Genomic DNA, 20,622 nt, shown 5'->3' with positions numbered 1-20,622 from the left:
GTATATTCGAAGCACTGCACGAATAACATAAGGGTATTGCCTAGAGGCATGCTGTGAAAAACATGTTGAATCGCCTTACCATTGTTTTATTAATTACGGTGGTTTCTATTATAAGCTCGCTGATTGTTACTTTTGTGATCGCCGAGGGGTTTGGCAACGGTATGGACGCAATCAATGTCGCTTGCGCCGTTATTGCGCCAGCACTGATTGGCCCAATGGTTACTTGGTATATTGTGGGTTTACTACTTAAAATTAATCAGCTAGAACAAGAGCAACGCTCTTTAGCCACCTTCGATGCATTGACAGGCCTATTGAGTCGCCGCGCCTTCTTAGAGCAAGCGACACATGCCTTACATTTGGCACCAGCGGGGCAAATTATTGCGCTGGCTTATTTAGATATTGATAACTTTAAGCAGTTAAATGAGCAATATGGGCATGCCGGGGGCGATGCTGTACTCAAAGCATTGGGTATTTTACTTCAACACCTTATTCGTAAGCATGATATTGCTGGGCGATTAGGCGGCGAAGAATTTGCCATTTTTTTACCCGCAGTCAGTAAAGATGCTACCTATCAAATTTTAGAGCGCATACGCTGTGCCATTGCACAGCAAGTCACCGTATTTGAAGGTCAACCCATTCAGTACACCGTTAGCATTGGACTATCACTGTACCCCAAATCCAGTAGCACCCAATTAGAAGCATTAATTACTCACGCAGATCGCGCATTATTTGATGCGAAAAGGCAAGGCAAAAATTGCATTGCACTTGACTCACCAACGAGTCATTCATAGCGCGGGCTAAACTGTAATATCGCTTAAAGATAATGAGCTTAAGCGATAAGCGCAGAGTTTAACGGGTTTTACAACTATCACACTTAAAATCTATCACACTTAAAATCTATCACACTTAAACTCTATTACACTTAAAATGTTTCACACTGTGCGAGCAGCAACTTAATAACCAATCAGTCGATGCTCGCATGGCTTCAATGCTCCGATTAAATATGTAAAGTGCAAATTCTAGGCATCACTCAGCTTGTTAACTGTTACAAGTGCTCTCAATTTTAGCAATTTTCTTGAGTGGCTTCTTCGCAAGCATCTTCAATATCGTTTCCTAGATTATCGAATGTATCACCTACGTTATCCAACTGCTGATCTAATGCTTCACCGGCATTTTCAGCTTCGCCATCACAACTGGCTACAGCCAAGCTGAGTACACCCACTAAAATCAGAATACAGACGTTTTTCATTTTACATTCTCCTCAGTATTAAATTGATGTGCAGCTTTTTAGCCTACAACCAACATACTGCATATTGGATGCCAATGTTGCCAAAAAATAAAAAATGTCCTATATCACCTAAAAATAGCGATTTTTTTTATTTTCATATAAAAACTTGTACATTTTATATACAAACGCTTTTGTCATTTATTGATTTCAGGCATTAATAAATATGGCTGTATGATTTTCAACCAAGAAAATTGTAAGCTTGCTTATTTATTGAAAATATTACAAAAATTTATTTTGCATTTCGCCAAACTGACAAATCGCACTTGATAGGGTACTGATGGATTATTTTCTAAGCATTTAAACGTCGTATCTTGGAGCGAAGGCAAAGATTAAACTTTGCACTTGCATCGATATAGACATAGACATCGGCATCGGCATCGGCATCGGAAAAATAAGACTTTGCAGGAGCACAAAGTCACGGATAGCTAGAGCCGCCCAGTCAATGATTCATGAACACCCCATATCGGTCTCTCTGAATGGTTACACATTTATTAGCAGGTATAACAAGACTGGGGGATTCACTGACTTGTACTAGCTTTGGCTTAATTTTTAGCTTTCACCCAATAAAGTTGCAATATCTAATAGACTTAAAGGTTTTTTAAGAATGCGATAAAAGTTGTATTTTTTTTGTTCATCTTCACTCAGTTCTGAGCCGCTCATTAATACTGTGCGACTTGATATCTTATGACGCCGCATAGCGTCCATCACCTCAAAACCTGAACCATTACCTAAATTTAGATCTAAAAAAATAAAAGACCATTGTGTTTTTACAATTAAGTCAATGGCCTGCCCTTGGGTAAAGGCGATATGCGTGGTGTGCCCCAAGCTTTGAATAAGTGCCGATATCGCTTCAGCAGCATCTTTATCATCTTCTACAATAAGTACCGACTCTTGCGAACAGGGCAGTATGTGATCACCGCTCAGAGTATGAGTCTGCGGCACGCTTTGTAAATACTCTTGTAATGTAACCACTAGCTGATCGGTATCAACTGGTTTACTCAGTACATGATTAAAACCACTATCCAATAACTGCTCTTTGTTGCCCTTCATGTTTGCCGCTGTTAATGCAACCACTGGAGTCATAACTTCCTTGGAGCGTAAATATTTAACTGCAGATACGCCGTCCATTATCGGCATATGAATATCCATTAAAATTAAATCAAAAGCGACCTCATCCGAGGATTCGTTAGCTTTAAGGACTTTATTTACCGCATCTTGACCATTGCTGGCATAAGTTACCTGTGGACCATACTGAGTAATCATATGTCCCACCAATGTTCTAATATCGCGCAAATCATCGGCAATTAATATTCTACCAGTCATGCTCTTTTGTGTTACGCTATTGCGTAAATACTCTGCACGACTATTAATTTCTAGGGGTATAAATTCTATATCTTTATCGTAGTGCACAGGCATCGCTATCGTAAATTCACTGCCTTGCTCTATCACACTATTGACAGTGATACTTCCACCCATTTTTTTAATGAGTTCATTACTAATGGCTAAACCTAGGCCCGAACCGCCAATTGTTTTTGTCATCATATCGGCAGCTTGAACGAAGGGTTTGAATATTTTTTCTAGTTTATGCTCCTCAATACCTATACCCGTATCAGATATCACAAAAGTAACTTGTGTCGAAACTTGTGTTTGATCGCATAAAATAGCAATATCAACATACCCTTCATGAGTAAATTTAATTGCATTACTAATAACATTAATCAATACCTGACGCAGCCGGGTAGGATCGGCTTTAATATACTTGGGGAGTGGCTGGTCGGCATGCATTTTGAGCGTTAGCCCTTTATCTAAGGCATTGATACGCATTAAAGAGTAAATATCAGTCAGTAAACCGTTAAAATTCACATCAATGTAGTTAAGCTCAATTTTATTTGCTGTGATTTTAGAAATATCCAAAATATCATTCAAAAGATTTAATAAGTGTTTACCGTTACGATGAATTACTGAAAGTTCATTATGATGATCTTCGCTCGCGTTAATTAGTAGCTCAGTATAGCCTAAAATAGCCGTTAGTGGCGTTCTTAGCTCGTGACTTAAATGCGCAAGAAATTTATCTTTAGCACGCACCTCTTGCTCCGCTTTAATACGCTCTAGGCGTTCACTATCTATATCTTGGCGCGCCAACGCATATCGAATGGTTCGCGCAAACCGTCCAGCTGTCAGTTCACTTTTCACCAGATAGTCTTCGGCGCCAGCCCCTAAAGCTAACTGATCTAGCTGATCATCAGCTTGAGCGGTCAGCATAATGATTGGGCCTGTATAGTGGCTATTTTTCGCTCTTTTTATAAACTCGATACCGGTCATAGCACCTAAGCGATAATCCACTAAGCATAAATCATAGGCTTTATCGCTTAATATTTTCAAGCCATCTTCTACGTTAGTGGCACGCACTAACGTGATTTTCAAAAATGGAATTTCCTCAAGATAATCTCGTGTTATTACAAAATCGTCATCATCATCTTCAATTAATAATATACGTGTTACACGAGTCTCACTCATAAGGCTAACCCTCTAAAGAGTTATTAACAGGAAATTCCACAAATTCAACCCAATAGCGCCCCAAGGCTTTCATTAGCTCAACCAAGCCATCGAAGCTGACCGGTTTAGAGATAAAAGAAGCAGCACCTAAATCATAGCCTCTTATTTTATCTTCTTGCTCTTTTGATGTGGTTAAAATAACAACCGGAATACGACGTAATACTTTATCGCTTTTTATTTCCATCAGTGCTTCGCGGCCATCTTTTCTAGGCATATTCAGGTCTAGCAAAATTAAGCTTGGCAAAGGATACTTAATATCATCCGCATACTTCCCCTCACGCCGAAGATAGCTCAATAACTCGACACCATCAGAAACGTACTTAAAATCATTAAGTACACGGCTTTCGGCCAGTGCGTCCTGGGTCATTAACCGATCATCGTCATCGTCATCGGCCATTAAAATTGTCATCGCTTGAGCATTTTTACTTTTCATAAAAACTCCTTTGTCACTTAAAGACTGAAATCCCATATAATTCACTGACTTACTAATAGAGCCTCAAGTGATAGGGTCATCAAAATTAATAGTTGTTGTCGGTAACATTATTTGGAAGCACGTACCCTGCCCCACCGTAGAAGTAGCTGTTATATTACCTCCGTGACGCTCGACAATACGGCGGCAGATAGCCAATCCAATACCTGTACCTTTATATTCCGAGCGCCCATGTAAACGCTGAAAAGGCAAAAATATTTTATCTGCATATTCTTGCGAAAACCCAATGCCATTATCAGTAAGACGAATAACATGCCATGTCAATGCCATTTGAGAGGCCGGAACCGATTGCTCCTCAACAGACCAGCTGAGTGATATGTGAGGTGGGCTGTCATGCTTTCGAAACTTAACGGCATTCGATAGCAAATTCATAAATAGCCGATACATTTGATGAGAATCTGCATGTATCTTGGGCATTTCACTCACGCTAAAAGTCGCTTGACTTTCGTTGATCGAGACTTCCATATCCTCGAAGATTTGATCAATAATGTCACCTAAGGCAACATCGGTAAAAGGATTGCCTCTCGTTTTAATACGTGAAAACTCTAGTAAGTCAGTAATTAATTGCGACATTCGACTAGCAGCATTATTCATTCGCTCTAAATAATCACGACCTTTATCATCTAAAGCCTCCCCATAATTTCGCTGTATTCTATCTGCAAAAGCTTGAATTTTTCTCAGCGGCTCTTGTAAATCATGAGATGCCACAAACGCAAAGTCTTCAAGTTCACGATTACTGCGCGAAAGCTCATCTGAATACAATGTAAGCTCCAATGTGCGTTCAGATACTTTATTTTCCAGTTCTTTATTTTGAGATTCTAGCTGCTGCTGATAGCGCCCTTCTCGGCGATTATTTTTTTGAAACAAATACAGTAAAAAAATAATCAAACATAGGCTAATAAGACTAGCTATTGTGATGTTTTCCTTAGTTATTTTTTGGAACTTAGCCATATCAGCATACAATTGATCTTGCATATTGAGCTCAATCGACTCGATCTCCCTAAAAGCTATATATATTTTGCTGTACAATTCATGACCTTGACCAGTAAAGAGAATCTTTACTGCTTCGGCTTCTCGATTAGTTTGCGCCAAATTCACAGTAGTCATAAGTTCTTGCTTTTTGGCTTTAACTAAGTCGATAAAATTTTGTATTCGCGCTTGCTGGTCGGGTATTTCCGTTGTTAAATCCAACAAATTATTGACTCTTACCCTAAGTCCATCAATGGCAACATGGTAATGGCTGAGGTACTCTTCATCTTCTGTTAGCAAATAACCGCGCTGGCCCGACTCCGCTAGTAATAAAGCGTTATGCAAATCTTTTAAAGCTAGAATAATTTTATTCGTATTAGTGACACTACGCTGTTTTATTGCCAAATCAGAGATAACATCAAAGGCGTAGTAAATATTAGCCCCAGTTACAATAATAATGGTTAAACAAATTACCACCCATCGGCGCATACCTTGCTGAGTACGCGCTAAATAATTATCAAATGAGGTCATGTACTATTCCAGTTAATTATCATTTTTGTCACTCATTGGTGAAGTTGACAAGCACTATCTAAAAGCTTTGTTGGCTAATTTTGTGCACACAAATACCGACAACGCTTATATAGCATTCGGTAAATAGTGGGCAAACCCATTCAGCGCCCTACCTACATGGCTATAAATTATTTAACTGCTCACTACACTCTTGACAGCCAGCAATAGCTTTATCAATGGCTTCGATCACTTTTTCGACAGGCATATCTTGATTAAGCATCATTTTTGCTAGCTCAGCTTGCATTGACACGCGATTAAGCGCATTGCGAAAACCATGAAGAGTATTTTTTAGCTCATGCGTAGAAATGTACTGTGTATCGTTCACAAGAATACCTAAATTAAAAAGTGAATACGTCTGACTAACATGTAATAACTCACATAGCGTAAGCTATAATCTAGTATTTTGGATAGTGCGCGATTTATCTCACTCAAAGCTTTAGCATGCAAAAAAACCTACAAGTAAGGTACTTGCAAGTAAAATGCTTTGAGTACCCAGACTCGCCGGTACCGCCTTAAAAGCGATCTTAAGAAGCGACTACTAATCACGACTACAGCAGGGTTACTAAGAAACATCATTAAATTCACTTAAATCACTGTACTTATTAATACGGTTATAAAGTGTTTTAAGACTGATCCCAAGCATTTTTGCCGCCTGAGGCTTATCACCTTTTAGCTCTTTTAGAGTCACTAAGATAAGCTCTTTTTCAACGCTTTCAATAGTATAACCCGCAGCCATCACATGATTTGTACTGGAGGTACTTTTTTTACTGAAAGGAGATGAGAAATCATCAGGTAAAGTGATAAGCTGTGACGCAGGATCTACCATAATGAAGGCGCGGTGAATTGCATGCTTAAGCTCTCGGACATTACCGGGCCAGTCGTACTGCACTAAACGCTCAAGTTGCTGATCATTAATTAATCGCTGAGTGCCGTTTTGCTCATTTAATTGACTTAAAAATAAACGGGCTAAAAGTTCAATGTCGTCTTTTCGCTCACGTAGTGCCGGCACCTTAATTGGGAATACCGCTAGGCGAAAATAAATATCTTCACGTAAAACTTGTTTTTCAGCTAGCTCAGCCTCTGTGCGGTTAGTGGCAGAGACAACTCGGCAATTGATAGGAATTTGCTTAACACCACCCACTCTTACAATACTATTTGTTTCTAAGGCCCGCAATAAGGTTGGCTGGTGCTCGATAGGCATTTCAGTGACTTCGTCCAAAAAAAGTGTACCTTCTTTAGCCTGTTCGAATACACCGACTTTCGCGCTGACTGCTCCGGTGAAAGCACCCTTTTCATGCCCGAACAATTCGCTAGAAATAAGATCGTTGGTGAGGGCACCGCAGTTTGTCGCAACGAATTGGCCAGCCGTTTTTGCCGCGTAATGTATTGCATTGGCCACAACTTCTTTGCCGGCCCCACTTTCCCCCATGAGTAATACATTGGCAGAGGTCTCACCAACACGCTCAATCATTCTATAGAGCTCATGCATCACCTTTGACTCCCCCACAAGACACCCAAAGTAACGCTTAACCTCAGATTTTGAACTAGAGGCCTTCCGCATTTTTTGAGGGTGGCTAGGCTTTGGTATTAGCAGTGCCGCTTGTAGCCCATCTTTAGTAATGGGCTTGAGCATGTAGTTAACATTATCATCTGTCAGGTTCAGTACCATTTGCTTAACAGACGGGTGGCCAGTCACTAAGGTCACACGTGGCTTCCGAGAAAGCCCCTGAAGAGTATCCAGTAAATGCAAACCGCTGCCATCAGGCAACATAAAATCGAGTAAAATATGATCAATAAGACAAGTATTACTTTTATGCTCGTCCATATGTGCTGTTGCCTGCTTTAGGCTATTGGCCGTCATTACTTCATGGCCCAACAGCTCCAGCATCATTGATGCGGCATCACAGAACTCAGTATCATCATCTACCACTAAAATTTTCACGGTACCTACCTATTCGCTAATATAATGCGAGCGATATTAACCGATCTCAGCGCATACAGGGGAACTTCTTTATAAGATGCTCAATAATCAATCAATCGATCGATACCTGCGGATCTGAATCATTACGAGGACGGGAGCAAAATATTAATGTTCCTGTTGTGGTAAGACTCAAAACAATCGCTATTTCGAGCATTGCCAGCCCCACAGAAATACCAATTGCACAGGCCACCCAAAGACTAGCAGCAGATGCTGTACCGTAAACACCGTCATCAGACTTAAATAGCGCACCACCACCAATAAAACCTACGCCGGTAATAACGCCATACAGCAACTTAGCTTGCGCGTGGGCTTCATCGAATACGCTAAATGCCACTAATACATAAGCACAGCAAGCCATAGAAACAATGGAAAGCGTTCTAAGCCCTGGACCCTTTTTAAAGCGTGAGCGCTCTAGACCTATAGGCAGTGTAATAATGTAAGCCAGAAACAATATCACAACATGGAATATTGCCTGCTCCAAATCTAAGTGAATGTAGCTATAATAAGGGCTTTCCTTTAAGTCTTGCATTACTAGAGCCTTATTATGAATATTGTCAAACCTTATAATAACTTTTAAAGTTGACAAAGAGCGAATAAAGTACCTCTACATATTAGAGCCCTATTATTTAGCTGCTAACTTTAGAGGTACTATGATAGACGAATATTAGATATACATGAATGCTAAATATCATGTATATCAGTGATACAAAATATAAAATAAGATTAGGTATTTAAGACTTGACATGAATTTCATTAATAACTTTGTTAACATTATTATCATCTCGAGCAATATACTCTGCTAACATTTTTTCTATACTATTATCAACCTCCCCCGATAACATTACAGTACCCTGATGAGTATCAACATTAATGTCTAGCCCCGACACCTCATCGTTCGTTAATAGCTTTGTTTTAACACTTGCTGTAATAGATGCATCTGCCATCACTTGACTAAAGCTTCTTTTTTTAGGCTCTTCTTTTTTATACTCGATCTTATCATCTATTTTTATTTTATTACTGACCTCATCAATGCCATCAACATTTAGTGAAAGCAACTCGGCATGATCTTTTTGTACTTCAGTTGCCACAACACCTTCAAGAATCGCCGTACTGCCATCAACTTCAATATCAATATCAAAAGGGTTAACATGCGGGCTCATAACCAAAACCGTTTCTAGCTTGCTTTCTAACCAACCATCACGAAAAGCTTCTTGCGTATCACTCCAGTTTTCATTGGCATCTTGCTTAAAATCTGACCAGTATTCTTTTGCTGTCATACGATTTTTGATATCGTCATCTGTATGATTTTTTTCGCCGGAAATAGCCGCTTGCGATAATAGACATGCAAATGTAAAAGCACCAGAAACAGCCGCTAATTTAACAATATTCTTATCGAAATTCATAATATTTTCCTATTTTTAATTAAAAGATAAATTTAATTTTTCATTTATTAAAATAAAATACTTTATTAGCCTTCTACTTTTTGGAACTGAGAATGCAATAAATCCTGCAATTACAAAAAAAGAGGGCCCAAAACCAAAAATTTTACTGCGGTTATTTTCGCATTTTATAACTGACAGGTAGCAATACGCTTCAAATTCTAATGTTGATGTTTTATTATCATTTGAAAATACATTATCGATATTACTATCTAAATACTTTTTTAAACTACTTAAAAGCTTCATTGATTACACCCAATGTTTTAGGTAATTTAAATATTAATAAAATTCTTTTTTTAGCATGTAAACAAAAAAATAAGCCTAAGATTTGCACAAAAAATGCAGTAATTAAACCTACAAGTATTGAGCCACTTAAGACATAAGCAAACCAGGCGCATAAAATAATTATTGACAACCAAAATATCAAAGTCATTTGAATAATAAGTACCCACAGCGCTACAAATTTTGGGATACTCTTAAACGCAATCGCCACCTCCGCTATAGCAAGACTGATAACCGTATTAGAGAGTTTGAAGGAGGCAATTATTTTTTTAATTGCCTCCTCTATACCTTCAGCTAATAAATCATCTTGATTGTTTTTTCTAGAATCTTTACGTTCATCGATATCATGTAACGAAGGCGAAATAGACTCCTGATTAGAAGGTGACTGCCGCTTAATATCCACGTTGTCTTACTTCTTCATTAAGCCAGTAAGCAACGCTCCTACTGCAAACGCGATGCCGACGCTGGTATAGGGTCGCTCTTTTATCCATTCACTGCCTTTATTGGAGGCTTCTATTGCGGCTTCTTGCCCTTTGAGTAATTGTTCATTTGTCGCATTGACTGAATTTTTACTTAGCGTGGTTGCAGCCTGCTTGACGCTAGATGCTGCTCCACGTATATGGTCAAAGGCTTCATCGATAGATTGATCAACTGGTGCAGCTGAATTTTTTTTAACAACGTTTTGATTTGATGTTGAAGTAGCCATGATATAAATCCTCATATGATTAGTTTTTATCTATAAGTAATGATCACTGATAGTCAGGTTAATGACTGCTTTAAATCACAAAGCTAGCAATTAAAAACTTTCTCATTACTTAGTAGACAACCAGAACAATTCAACATGCATGCCAATACAGATAAAAATAAAAAATAAAAACCTAAGACACCTATAAATAAAGGCTTTCAGAGCAATAAGATAGCAAATTAAAAAAACAAACCAAGCCAAGCTAAGCCGTAATATATCGCTATTTATTCATTAATTGTAAATATTACATAGGCTGCATCGAGTGATTGTAAAGATTACCAAAATATGAATCGACTATTTCTACATCATAAGGCGTGCGGAAGGTACTGGCATTTTAATCGTTACTAGCCTGCGCTATTAACCCGTAAAGGTACGGCATAGTATATAAGATCTCTGCTTAGTGATTCGGGTATCTTAAGCGCCAGTCATGCCATTTTTCACCTAAAAATATTAGTCTGATAACCGTACCTGCATAATGACAATCATCATGTGAAAATAATATTGGCACGTATATAGCTTGTATTTTGTTACCTACTAAAAATCATTTTAATTGGGTATAACCTAACGAGGAATAAAAATGCTTTATTACGCACTTGTTTTTTTAGTTGTTGCACTAATCGCTGGAGTTTTAGGTTTTGGCGGAATTGCTGGAACGGCAACGGGAATAGCTAAGTTATTATTTTTTGTATTTATAATAATATTTGTTATCTCTCTAGTTATAGGAAGAAAACCAAAACCTTAAATATTCTAAATAACATAAACTCTAGTCATCACGAATAGTCTCGTTCTTTCTTATCAATGGTTACTGTATGATTTTTTTTAGAATATTACTAATATTATTTATCGTAATCTCACAATCTAACATTGCTCTATCGCAAGAGCAGATAATAACCTCTGCTCTTCAAACATCTGAAAGCAATGAATCCCAAAAAAAATCTGACGATAACCAGAGCCAAAAAAACGAGGATGAGCCTATACTGGAGTTGAGTGAGGTCATTCCGATTGATGACCTCACTCACAAATGGACGTCTTTTATTGATAATTACCTACAAAGAAACAACTATGAAAGTAATATCATTAAAAAATTAATACTATCAATAATTATTTTATTTATTGGATTGGGAGCTTGCCTATTAAATAAATTATTAATATCAAAAGTATTTAAGACAACTAAAGACAAACTATCGGAAGTTGGACTATCTACATCAAAATACAATTTTTATTTTAGCTTACTACGCTGGGTAATTAATACTATTATTATTTTTTCGATGATATCAGTAATTGGTATGGCATGGGGTCTTCCTGTTGATGAGTGGTTATCAACACCTTTCTTCACATCCCTTGCTACCTCTTCAGCAACAATTTTTATCATTATATTTATAGGGTCTTTACTATTAGAAATTACTTTAGCTTTAGTCGAAAGTGCATTTTTAAAATGGGGCGGCCATAGTACTTCACGGATTAACACACTGCTCCCTATTGCTAAAAATGTCATCTATATCATATTCTTTGTGCTATTTATTCTTATGGCGCTATCTGAGTTAGGTATCAATGTCATGCCTCTATTAGCCGGTGCTGGCGTCGTTGGATTTGCCATTGGTTTCGGCGCACAGACTATCATTAAAGATATACTAACTGGCTTTATTATTATACTAGAAGACCTTGTCCAAATTGGCGATATCGTATGCGTGGCAAGTAAGACAGGTGTTATCGAAAAAATATCAATTAGAAAGATACAACTACGCGATTTAGGCGGTATTGTTTATACCGTACCTTTTAGTGAAATTGATGTTGTTGAGAATTTGACTAAAGACTTTAGCTACTACCTATTTGAAATTGGTATCGCCTATCGAGAAGATACCGACGAGGTAGTGAAAATACTAAAGGAAGTTGATGAAGATATTCGATCTGATAGTGAATTCAATAAAAGTATCTTGGAGCCTTTAGAGGTTTTTGGGGTGGATCAATTTGCCGATAGCGCTGTTATCATTAAAGCTAGAATAAAAACGTCTCCACTTAAACAATGGGCAGTAGGGCGAGAGTATAACCGACGCTTCAAATTCGCGTTTGATCAAAACAATATAGAAATCCCTTTCCCACATCAAACTATTTATTTTGGGGAAGATAAGAAGGGTCATGCTCCTGCAATGCACTTAAAACATGAAAATAGTGACCAAGTAACCTCTAAAAAATAAAAAATATTATTTTCCACATAAAAAAGGGTAGCTTGGCTACCCTTTTTTATTATTGCCATCTTTCAAAGAATTATGATGACAGCAAGATACCTTAAAATTTTGTTATGGCTTCGCTTCTAATGATAAAGTCACACCAGAAGCTGATGAATAACCACGCAAGTCAATATGCCAAGTACCTGCTCGTGGAGAGTTAATGGTACATGTTTCATTATTACCATTTTTGTAAGGTCGGCAATCATAAGATGTGGTAGAAGATTGCGCACCGAAACGTACATACAAATCTAAATCACCTGAGCCACCGGATGTGCTTACGGTCAGCGTTTTGTAACCTGCAGGTATAACTTGGGTATAGCGACCCCAAGCGTTCGCTGCAACGCTCACATTATTTAATTGACCAGAAATAGTTTCTAATGGACCTGAAGGACCGGTAGGACCTGTATTACCAGTAGGGCAGCTGCCTACACCTACAGCACACCATGCAGTTTCTACTGCGGTTTTTTCAGCAGCGCCATATAAATCTTGCGCTGCACGTGCAGTACCTGTTCGCGCTGCTGCAAAGCTTGTTGATTGCGTAAAATACGTAGTTAATGCGCGGTAAAATATTTTCTCGGCTTTTGCTAAGCCAATACCCGGTACCGTTACGTTGGTTTTTTTACGCGGGTGCTTACCACCATCAACAAGCAATACATAGGCTAAGTTAGCAATACCTGAATTTCCGTGCACACCGCCTTGGTCATTTGAGCTATTAGGATTACTGACAAAAGGAATACGCTCGGGATAATAGTCAGTTGAATAGCCGTCTTGAGTCGGGTTATTCATATAACGCAAGCCATCACCGGCAATACCTGGCGTATAAGAACCTGCACCTATTTTCCAGATGGGTTGGCTCGAATTTCGTTTATATGCATCAGCCGATGCACCTAAAATATCTGACATAGCTTCATTTAAAGCGCCTGAAGCATTTTGATAAATCAAGTTTGCCGTATACTCAGTAATACCATGCGTTAATTCATGACCAATAATATCAAATGATAAAGTGAAATCAGTGAATTGGCGGCCATCACCTTCACCGTAAAACATTTGGTTATTATACCAAACAGCATTATTCCAATTATCACCAACATTAACGTTTGAATTCATAACTAAATCACGGCCATTAATGCCGTTGCGACCATGTTTATTTTTAAAATAATCATAAACAATAGAAGCACCATCATGGGCGCGCTGAGCAGCTGCATTTGTACCACAGCTTTTTCCTGTAGAGCAAACTAAAGAGCGACGTGAGCTATCATTATAAGGACGGTTATTATGGGTGTAGGTATTATATTGCTTAATAGGATGTACTTTAGCATGTCGAGCAATTTCCTCTAATGATTCATAATCAAAGAAAACACTATCATGCTCAAAGCCATTATCACCTTGGTATTTAACATCAATCTTCCAAGATAATTTAGTTTCTTGGCTAAAGGGTAAATATACATAAGCTAGCTCAGGACTTGAGGCAACTTCACCCATGGCTTCGGCTAAATCTACAACACTCACATCACTTTGGGTACTGCTAAAACCTTGCAATATAGCACCGCTCGAAGCCGAGGGCTCAACCACAGCCAGCGTGCCGCTTAATGCGTACAATTGCGCATTACCAGTGACGGCATTTGCAGTAGAGTTTGAAGATAAAGATGTCGCACCACCAGATGCAGGAGCTGCTGTATTCGCATGCGCAATAAGGCTTGTACCGTAAACTTTGATACCATTAATTGTTTGAGTTAAATGTGTATGCTGCTTACCAAGCTCATCAACCCACTGCCTTTTAATTGAAAAATTTTCGTTACCGTTTGCCGCATAGCTAGCTTCGTTAGTAATAATTTTTTTTACTGCGGCAACTGTTTTTCCGGTATTCACCGAACCCAGCTCTCCAGCAATAAATGTTACCTGTCCTTCATCATCCATTTGTTTATCAGTAACATTTATACCCTGAGCAAAACTGGCATAACTCTGTCCTGCAAGAATTAACGATATCGCTGCTGCTATTGTATTGACTTTAAGCATAAGATTTCCTGTGACTTAAATTACCATGAATGTGCCATTGAGTAGCACTCAATAAAGGAGACACAACTGTACATTGCGAAATAAAAATAAACAAATTCTTACAATGACTATTGGTAGCGATAAATATCGCAATAATTCGCTCACAAAAATGCTTTAAATTCGGTTAAATTTTTATAAAAACTCAGAATAAAAGTACCTAAATTTAAAAAACAATAAATAGTTATAAAAACATAGAATTATAGAAAGCATAAGAAGGACATACAAAATAAAAACAATAAAACGTTATAATTGGCTAAAAAAATAAAATATTACACCAATTTATTCTTATTTTTATCTCATTATTAGTGCATAAAGTAGTGCGCTAAATAATCGGAATAATACAACCCCCTAAAATGTCTAATTGATACAAATTTAGTGTCTTTTTGTTTTTCTTGAATAAATATTCTGCTTCTTAATGACTCAAACTAAACTTTTTCTTAAAAATTTGTCGCAAACCTTATCTTTATGCCACTTAAACTAACCTGATGTTTATTAAAGTGGGGGCGCGTATCAATAGTTTTCATGAGATAAAAAAATAAGATATTCAGGCACGCTTATTTACAAGCATAGGCTTGAATCAATAGAAGCAACAATAAACTAAAAATTAATCAAATATAAAAAAAGGTTAGCGTAATACGGATGAAAACAAGAACAATGAATCAAAAATAGAGGGAAATACAAAATATTCCTCCTCATTATGAAAAAATTATTAAAAAGCAGTTAAATGCCTTAATAAATTAATAGTATTGCAAACTCTATCACAAAAATCATCCGGGTAAGCCACTCGTACATAATGACTTTACACAGCTACCTAGAAGATTAGTCACTAACCAGAGGTGCCTAAATTGGGCGCTAATGAATCATTAGCTAGGCTGCTTAAACTATCTGTGACTGCTTGCTTCCGACGCAGTGCTTCTATGACGTACAATTTTGCAGGTCTCTATTTTATGTGAATGCAGGTGTAATGCCTAAATCTGGCCTCCCCCTCAGCCGTAAGACCGCGTGCCTCAACCTCTAACAACAATCGATCCGTACCCTGCTAGGCAGTAGTTTGTCAGTTTGGATCAATAGTGCAAAAAAAAACGGCACAAAAAAACCGGCTCATAGCCGGCTGTTTACACGTAATGCCGTGCCACTCTTTAAAAGAGCGACAAGGTATCAAGTGATAAGAGTCTAATATTAAGCTCTGAGCGCTTATATAGCGCCCCGTGCTACCAAATAGAGGCAAACTAAAGCAATAAACGCCTCACATCGCCCATGACGGTACTTAAATAAGTTAAGAATTTACCCGCATCGCTACCATTTACAGCTCGATGATCGTATGACAGGCTCAATGGTAACATCATGCGTGGCTGAAAGGCCGAACCATCCCATACCGGTTGCATACTGGCTTTAGAAACACCCAAAATACCAGCTTCCGTCGTGCTAACCATAGGCGTAAAGCCAGTACCGCCTATAGGGCCTAAGCTTGAGATAGTAAAACAGCCGCCTTGCATTTCGGCAGGCTTTAATTTGCCGTCACGCGCTTTACCGGCCAACTCGATAAGCTCTTTAGCAATTTGATAAATGCCTTTTTGGTCGACATTTTGAATAACAGGCACCATCAAACCACGCGGCGTATCCACGGCAACCGCAATGTGGATAAACTTCTTTTGGATGATGTGCTCACCATCATTATGCATGGCCACATTAAAGCTAGGATGCATTTGCAATGCGGTAGCAGCAGCTTTAATAATAAAGGGCATAGGGGTGAGCTTAACGCCTGATTTTTCAGCTTCAGCTTTCATACCTTTGCGGAAAGCTTCTACATCGGTAATATCGGCGTCATCAAACTGCGTGACACGCGGAATATTTAACCAGTTACGGGTCATGGCTTCGGCGGTTAATTGTTTGATTTTACTCATTTTAACGAGCTCTATCTCACCAAACTTTGCGTAATCCACCTCGGGGACAGGCGGAATACCCGAACCGCTAGTAATGCCACCATCAGCTGCGCGAGCTTTCATTACGCTATGCACAAAACCATGAACATCTTCAAATGATACACGATTGCGTGTACCTGTTCCTTTTACCTCAGTTAGGTCAACGCCCAACTGGCGAGCTAATTTACGCACAGCCGGCCCGGCATATACATCGCTAGAGGATACAACAACCTCGGTGCCAATCACTGGCGAGACTACAGGTGTCGCAACTTGAGATGCGTTAGATGCGGCGGGTACATTCGACGCAGCCTGTGGTACAGACGCCGCTTTAGTGGCTGTCGGTTCGGCCGCTGCTACAACTTCCATTTGCCCAATTACATCACCTTGACTGGCCTTATCACCGACCTTAATAGTCAACGCCGTTACCTTACCACTCGCAGGGGCAGGGATTTCCATACTCGCTTTATCTGACTCTAAAACAACTAGGCTATCACCTTCGGCTACCGTATCACCCACGGCTACACACACCTCAATCACATCAACGCCTTCGGCGCCGCCAATATCGGGAACCGGTATTTCTCGCACACTAGGTGTCGGTGTTACCGCACTAGAGGCTTGAGCGGCAGGAGCTGGCACTTCTGGGGCATCACCTTGTGTGGCCAGAACCAATACTGCGGTGCCTTCGCTGGCTTTTTCACCTTCTTTAAGGCTGATACTAACGACCTTACCATCAGCCGGTGATGGGATATCCATGCTAGCTTTATCCGACTCTAGCACAGCAATGCTGTCGCCTTCGCTGATGGTATCGCCAACGGCAACACAAATTTCAATAACATCAACATCTTCGGCACCACCAATATCGGGAATGACGACGGCGAGCTCGGCGCTGGATGAGGCTGTTGCTGGCGCTGAGCTGGCAGGTTCTGACGCAGTAACGGGTGCAGTCTCGGCAGCGCCTTCAATATCTAGCTCAAGCATCGGTGTGCCTTCGCTCACTTTATCACCTTCTTTCACCAATATGGTTTTGACCACGCCACCTTTGGGTGAAGGAATATCCATACTGGCTTTATCCGACTCCAACACCATAACTTCTTGGTCAACAGTAATGGTATCGCCAACGGCAATGCTAATTTCAATCACATCGACGCCTTCTGCGCCGCCAATGTCGGGAACATTAATTGTTTCAATAGCCACGTGTGCTTCTCCTATACGGTTAAGGGCTCGGCTTTTTCTGCATCTATGCCGTATTTAGCCATGGCCTCTACAACCACTTTTGCATCAATCTTACCTTGATCGGCCAACGCTTTAAGTGCGGTAATAGCTACGTAACGACTATCGACTTCAAAGAATTCACGCAATTTGCTACGCGCATCGCTTCGGCCAAACCCATCAGTGCCTAATACGTAATAATCACCAGGAATGTAGTTACGCAATTGCTCTGAGTAATTCTTAATGTAATCGGTCGAAATAATAAACGGGCCATCTTGTTTTTCGAGTGCCTGAGTCACATACGCCTTTTTAGCCGGCTGATCAGGGTGGAAGCGATTCCAACGCTCGACTGTTTGCGCTTCACGTGTTAACTCATTGGTGCTGGTCACACTCCAAACATCGGATTCCACGCCAAAGTCATCACGCAGTAACTGCGCAGCAGTTTCTACTTCACGTAAAATAGAACCTGCACCCATCAACTGCACGCGATGCTTGCCTTTAGGCGTTTTTTTGCCTTCTATAAGCTTGTAAATACCTTTAACAATGCCTTCTTCGGCACCTTCGGGCATGGCATGATGCTTGTAGTTTTCATTCATTGTGGTGATGTAATAAAAAACATTTTCTTTATCACCGTACATACGGCGCAAACCATCGGTAATAATAACGGCTAATTCAAAACCATAAGTGGGATCATACGTGCGGCAGTTAGGAATAGTATTTGCCATCACATGGCTATGACCATCTTGATGCTGTAAGCCTTCACCGTTGAGGGTGGTACGCCCAGCTGTAGCGCCAATTAAAAAACCACGCGCTTGAGCATCACCAGCCAACCACGCCAAGTCACCAATGCGCTGAAAACCAAACATCGAGTAATAAACATAAAACGGAACCATAGGCATTTTATAATTACTGTATGCCGTTGCTGCCGCAATCCAAGCCGACATAGCGCCCGCTTCGTTAATACCTTCTTCTAAAATTTGCCCCTTTTTATCTTCTTTGTAATACATAATTTGTTCATGATCATGCGGGGTGTACTGCTGCCCTGCCGAACTGTAAATTCCGAGCTGGCGGAACATACCTTCCATACCAAAAGTACGCGCTTCATCGGGCACGATGGGTACTAAGTTTTTACCCATTTTTTTATCTTTTGCTAAAGTCGATAAATAACGTACAAAAGCCTGTGTTGTTGAAATTTCACGGTCACCCGTTGATTTTAATAAAGAAGAGAACTTCTCTAACGCGGGAGTTTCAAGGGCCGTAAAATCACTCACACGCGAAGGCACATAACCATTTAATGCATCACGACGCGATTTAAGATAGAGGATTTCAGGTGAGTCTTCGGCCGGGCGGTAAAACGGCACTTCTTTTACCTGCTCGTCGGTAAGCGGTATACTAAAGCGATCACGAATACGCAATAAGTCTTCGGCGCCTAGTTTTTTAACGTTGTGTGAAATGTTAACCGACTCGCCACCCGCTGCTCCTAAACCATAGCCTTTAACCGTTTGCGCCAAAATCACAGTTGGCTGGCCTTTATGGTGGGTGGCCGCGTGATATGCTGCATACACTTTTTGCGGATCATGACCACCACGACTTAAATGCATAATATCGTCATCGCTCATATCTTCAACAAGCGCCAGTAGCTCTGGGTAGCGGCCAAAGAAATGTTTACGGGTATAAGCACCGCCGTTGGCTTTATAATTTTGCAACTCGCCATCCACCACTTCGTTCATGCGCTGCAACAACAAGCCGGTAGTATCTTTGGCCAGTAAGCGGTCCCAACCTTTACCCCAAACCACTTTGAGCACGTTCCAGCCTGCGCCGCGGAACATACCTTCTAATTCTTGAATAATTTTACCATTGCCACGCACAGGGCCATCTAGACGCTGAAGATTACAGTTAATGACAAAAATAAGGTTATCTAGACCTTCGCGGCCCGCAAGCGAAATAGCGCCTAAGCTTTCTGGTTCATCGCATTCGCCATCACCTAAAAAAGCCCACACTTTACGATCACCACGTGCTACAAGCTCGCGCGAGCTCATGTAGCGCATAAAATTAGCTTGATAAATAGCAGTGATAGGCCCTAAGCCCATTGACACGGTAGGGAACTGCCAGTAGTCGGGCATCAACCAAGGGTGCGGATAAGAAGACAACCCTTTGCCATCCACTTCACGACGGAAATTATTGAGCTGATCTTCGTCAATACGACCTTCGAGGAACGAGCGTGCATAAATACCCGGCGCAATGTGGCCTTGAAAGTAAACGCAGTCACCTAATTGATCGCCATTGTTACCACGGAAGAAATGATTAAAAGCAACATCATATAACGTTGCAGAAGAGGAAAAAGAAGAAATGTGACCACCGAGGCCATCATCATTATTAGCATTCGCGCGCACGACCGTGGCAATCGCATTCCAGCGAATTAACGAACGAATTTTACGCTCTAGTGCTAAGTCGCCAGGTATTTGTGCCTCTGCCGATACCGGAATAGTATTGCAGTAAGGTGTTCTAATCGCAGATGGCAGTTGAACGCCAGACTGAGTTGCCGCATTAGCTAGTTTTGCCAGCAAGTTGGCCGCTCGCTCAGAACCGCTGTGTTTAATCACAGATTCTAAAGCATCTAACCACTCTTGTGTTTCAAGAGTATCATTTTCCTCAAGCATTAAAGCCTCCTCATCCACTGCACCAACGTTGTGGGCACGTTTCAGTTAAGTCAAAACAAACCAAAATCGCTTTGGTTTATCGTTTAAATAAGGTATTGATGTGTCGTACAAATGCATACGATACAAACTCGAAAGCCACCAACTTTACGTCGGTGGAGTAGCTCTGGTGCCAGGAGGGTAATAGGCCAATGTGCCCGCTAATATAACCACAAAACCACCTTAACACCC

Annotated in this window: 17 protein-coding genes; 3 read left to right on the top strand and 14 right to left on the bottom strand. The window is 40.1% G+C overall.

All coding sequences use genetic code 11. The features are described from left to right. Window positions 1-62 precede the first annotated feature (62 nt). Window positions 63-791 carry a GGDEF domain-containing protein gene (locus AC438_RS11885; RefSeq protein ID WP_238376381.1) on the top strand — a complete coding sequence of 243 codons (729 nt, stop codon included), beginning with the start codon at window positions 63-65 and terminating at the stop codon, window positions 789-791. Window positions 792-1,063: 272 nt separating this feature from the next. Here AC438_RS11885 and AC438_RS11880 read toward each other — a convergent pair whose 3' ends face one another. The 11 genes from AC438_RS11880 to AC438_RS11830 form a co-directional block, all read right to left on the bottom strand. After that, window positions 1,064-1,249 (bottom strand): hypothetical protein, encoded by a 186-nt coding sequence (locus AC438_RS11880; protein ID WP_053981480.1) that lies wholly within the window; start codon window positions 1,247-1,249, stop codon window positions 1,064-1,066. Window positions 1,250-1,837: 588 nt separating this feature from the next. Then, window positions 1,838-3,805 (bottom strand): response regulator, encoded by a 1,968-nt coding sequence (locus AC438_RS11875; RefSeq protein WP_053981479.1) that lies wholly within the window; start codon window positions 3,803-3,805, stop codon window positions 1,838-1,840. Between the two features lie 4 nt (window positions 3,806-3,809). Beyond that, on the bottom strand, window positions 3,810-4,277 hold the full coding sequence (locus tag AC438_RS11870) for a response regulator (protein ID WP_053981478.1): 468 nt from the start codon (window positions 4,275-4,277) through the stop codon (window positions 3,810-3,812). A 63-nt stretch (window positions 4,278-4,340) separates the two neighbouring features. Then, window positions 4,341-5,834: a sensor histidine kinase gene (locus AC438_RS11865; RefSeq protein WP_156317069.1), complete on the bottom strand. Its 1,494-nt coding sequence runs from the start codon at window positions 5,832-5,834 to the stop codon at window positions 4,341-4,343. Window positions 5,835-5,994: 160 nt separating this feature from the next. Beyond that, entirely contained in the window at window positions 5,995-6,198 is a 204-nt protein-coding gene (locus AC438_RS11860; RefSeq protein ID WP_082354134.1) for a hypothetical protein, read from the bottom strand. 237 nt (window positions 6,199-6,435) lie between these two features. Further along, window positions 6,436-7,815 carry a sigma-54-dependent transcriptional regulator gene (locus AC438_RS11855; protein ID WP_274377614.1) on the bottom strand — a complete coding sequence of 460 codons (1,380 nt, stop codon included), beginning with the start codon at window positions 7,813-7,815 and terminating at the stop codon, window positions 6,436-6,438. Window positions 7,816-7,906: 91 nt separating this feature from the next. Further along, a complete protein-coding gene (locus tag AC438_RS11850) occupies window positions 7,907-8,383 on the bottom strand; it encodes an MgtC/SapB family protein (protein WP_053981477.1) in 477 nt (158 codons plus the stop codon). Between the two features lie 202 nt (window positions 8,384-8,585). Beyond that, entirely contained in the window at window positions 8,586-9,257 is a 672-nt protein-coding gene (locus tag AC438_RS11845; protein WP_053981476.1) for a BON domain-containing protein, read from the bottom strand. A 15-nt stretch (window positions 9,258-9,272) separates the two neighbouring features. After that, window positions 9,273-9,539: a hypothetical protein gene (locus AC438_RS11840; RefSeq protein ID WP_053981475.1), complete on the bottom strand. Its 267-nt coding sequence runs from the start codon at window positions 9,537-9,539 to the stop codon at window positions 9,273-9,275. Continuing rightward, complete coding sequence (locus AC438_RS11835; RefSeq protein ID WP_053981474.1) at window positions 9,523-9,978, bottom strand: hypothetical protein; 456 nt, start codon at window positions 9,976-9,978, stop codon at window positions 9,523-9,525. The genes AC438_RS11840 and AC438_RS11835 overlap by 17 nt, the downstream gene beginning before the upstream one ends. Window positions 9,979-9,984: 6 nt before the next feature. After that, window positions 9,985-10,281: a hypothetical protein gene (locus AC438_RS11830; RefSeq protein WP_053981473.1), complete on the bottom strand. Its 297-nt coding sequence runs from the start codon at window positions 10,279-10,281 to the stop codon at window positions 9,985-9,987. Between the two features lie 616 nt (window positions 10,282-10,897). Here AC438_RS11830 and AC438_RS16625 point away from each other — a divergent pair. Both AC438_RS16625 and AC438_RS11825 read left to right on the top strand, forming a co-directional pair. Further along, window positions 10,898-11,062, top strand: coding sequence for a DUF1328 domain-containing protein (locus AC438_RS16625; RefSeq protein ID WP_082354133.1), 165 nt, complete (start codon window positions 10,898-10,900; stop codon window positions 11,060-11,062). Window positions 11,063-11,129: 67 nt separating this feature from the next. Next, window positions 11,130-12,515, top strand: coding sequence for a mechanosensitive ion channel family protein (locus AC438_RS11825; RefSeq protein WP_053981472.1), 1,386 nt, complete (start codon window positions 11,130-11,132; stop codon window positions 12,513-12,515). 102 nt (window positions 12,516-12,617) lie between these two features. Here the strand turns inward: AC438_RS11825 and AC438_RS11820 are convergent, their stop codons facing one another. The 3 genes from AC438_RS11820 to aceE all read right to left on the bottom strand — a co-directional run bounded on the left by AC438_RS11820 (window position 12,618) and on the right by aceE (window position 20,394). Next, complete coding sequence (locus AC438_RS11820; RefSeq protein ID WP_053981471.1) at window positions 12,618-14,564, bottom strand: M4 family metallopeptidase; 1,947 nt, start codon at window positions 14,562-14,564, stop codon at window positions 12,618-12,620. Between the two features lie 1,268 nt (window positions 14,565-15,832). After that, window positions 15,833-17,719, bottom strand: coding sequence for a dihydrolipoyllysine-residue acetyltransferase (gene aceF / locus AC438_RS11815; protein WP_053981470.1), 1,887 nt, complete (start codon window positions 17,717-17,719; stop codon window positions 15,833-15,835). An 11-nt stretch (window positions 17,720-17,730) separates the two neighbouring features. Next, the gene (gene aceE, locus AC438_RS11810) at window positions 17,731-20,394 is read right to left on the bottom strand and encodes a pyruvate dehydrogenase (acetyl-transferring), homodimeric type (protein WP_053981469.1); all 2,664 of its coding nucleotides are present in this window, start codon (window positions 20,392-20,394) and stop codon (window positions 17,731-17,733) included. Window positions 20,395-20,622: the final 228 nt, after the last annotated feature.

The organism is Marinagarivorans algicola (assembly GCF_001292705.1).
GTDB classification, from domain to species: Bacteria; Pseudomonadota; Gammaproteobacteria; order Pseudomonadales; family Cellvibrionaceae; genus Marinagarivorans; species Marinagarivorans algicola.
The sequence above is the reverse complement of the archived record's forward strand: the minus strand, read 5'-3'. Positions and strand labels throughout refer to the sequence as shown.

What these genes read in the sequence shown, in the direction of transcription:
- AC438_RS11870 (WP_053981478.1), bottom strand. Translation starts at nt 4,277, where the DNA reads ATGAAAAGTAAAAATGCTCAAGCGATGACAATTTTAATGGCCGATGAC.
- AC438_RS11885 (WP_238376381.1), top strand. Translation starts at nt 63, where the DNA reads ATGTTGAATCGCCTTACCATTGTTTTATTAATTACGGTGGTTTCTATT.
- AC438_RS11865 (WP_156317069.1), bottom strand. Translation starts at nt 5,834, where the DNA reads ATGACCTCATTTGATAATTATTTAGCGCGTACTCAGCAAGGTATGCGC.
- AC438_RS16625 (WP_082354133.1), top strand. Translation starts at nt 10,898, where the DNA reads ATGCTTTATTACGCACTTGTTTTTTTAGTTGTTGCACTAATCGCTGGA.
- AC438_RS11880 (WP_053981480.1), bottom strand. Translation starts at nt 1,249, where the DNA reads ATGAAAAACGTCTGTATTCTGATTTTAGTGGGTGTACTCAGCTTGGCT.
- aceE (WP_053981469.1), bottom strand. Translation starts at nt 20,394, where the DNA reads ATGCTTGAGGAAAATGATACTCTTGAAACACAAGAGTGGTTAGATGCT.
- AC438_RS11825 (WP_053981472.1), top strand. Translation starts at nt 11,130, where the DNA reads ATGATTTTTTTTAGAATATTACTAATATTATTTATCGTAATCTCACAA.
- AC438_RS11845 (WP_053981476.1), bottom strand. Translation starts at nt 9,257, where the DNA reads ATGAATTTCGATAAGAATATTGTTAAATTAGCGGCTGTTTCTGGTGCT.
- AC438_RS11820 (WP_053981471.1), bottom strand. Translation starts at nt 14,564, where the DNA reads ATGCTTAAAGTCAATACAATAGCAGCAGCGATATCGTTAATTCTTGCA.
- AC438_RS11830 (WP_053981473.1), bottom strand. Translation starts at nt 10,281, where the DNA reads ATGGCTACTTCAACATCAAATCAAAACGTTGTTAAAAAAAATTCAGCT.
- AC438_RS11850 (WP_053981477.1), bottom strand. Translation starts at nt 8,383, where the DNA reads ATGCAAGACTTAAAGGAAAGCCCTTATTATAGCTACATTCACTTAGAT.
- AC438_RS11840 (WP_053981475.1), bottom strand. Translation starts at nt 9,539, where the DNA reads ATGAAGCTTTTAAGTAGTTTAAAAAAGTATTTAGATAGTAATATCGAT.
- AC438_RS11875 (WP_053981479.1), bottom strand. Translation starts at nt 3,805, where the DNA reads ATGAGTGAGACTCGTGTAACACGTATATTATTAATTGAAGATGATGAT.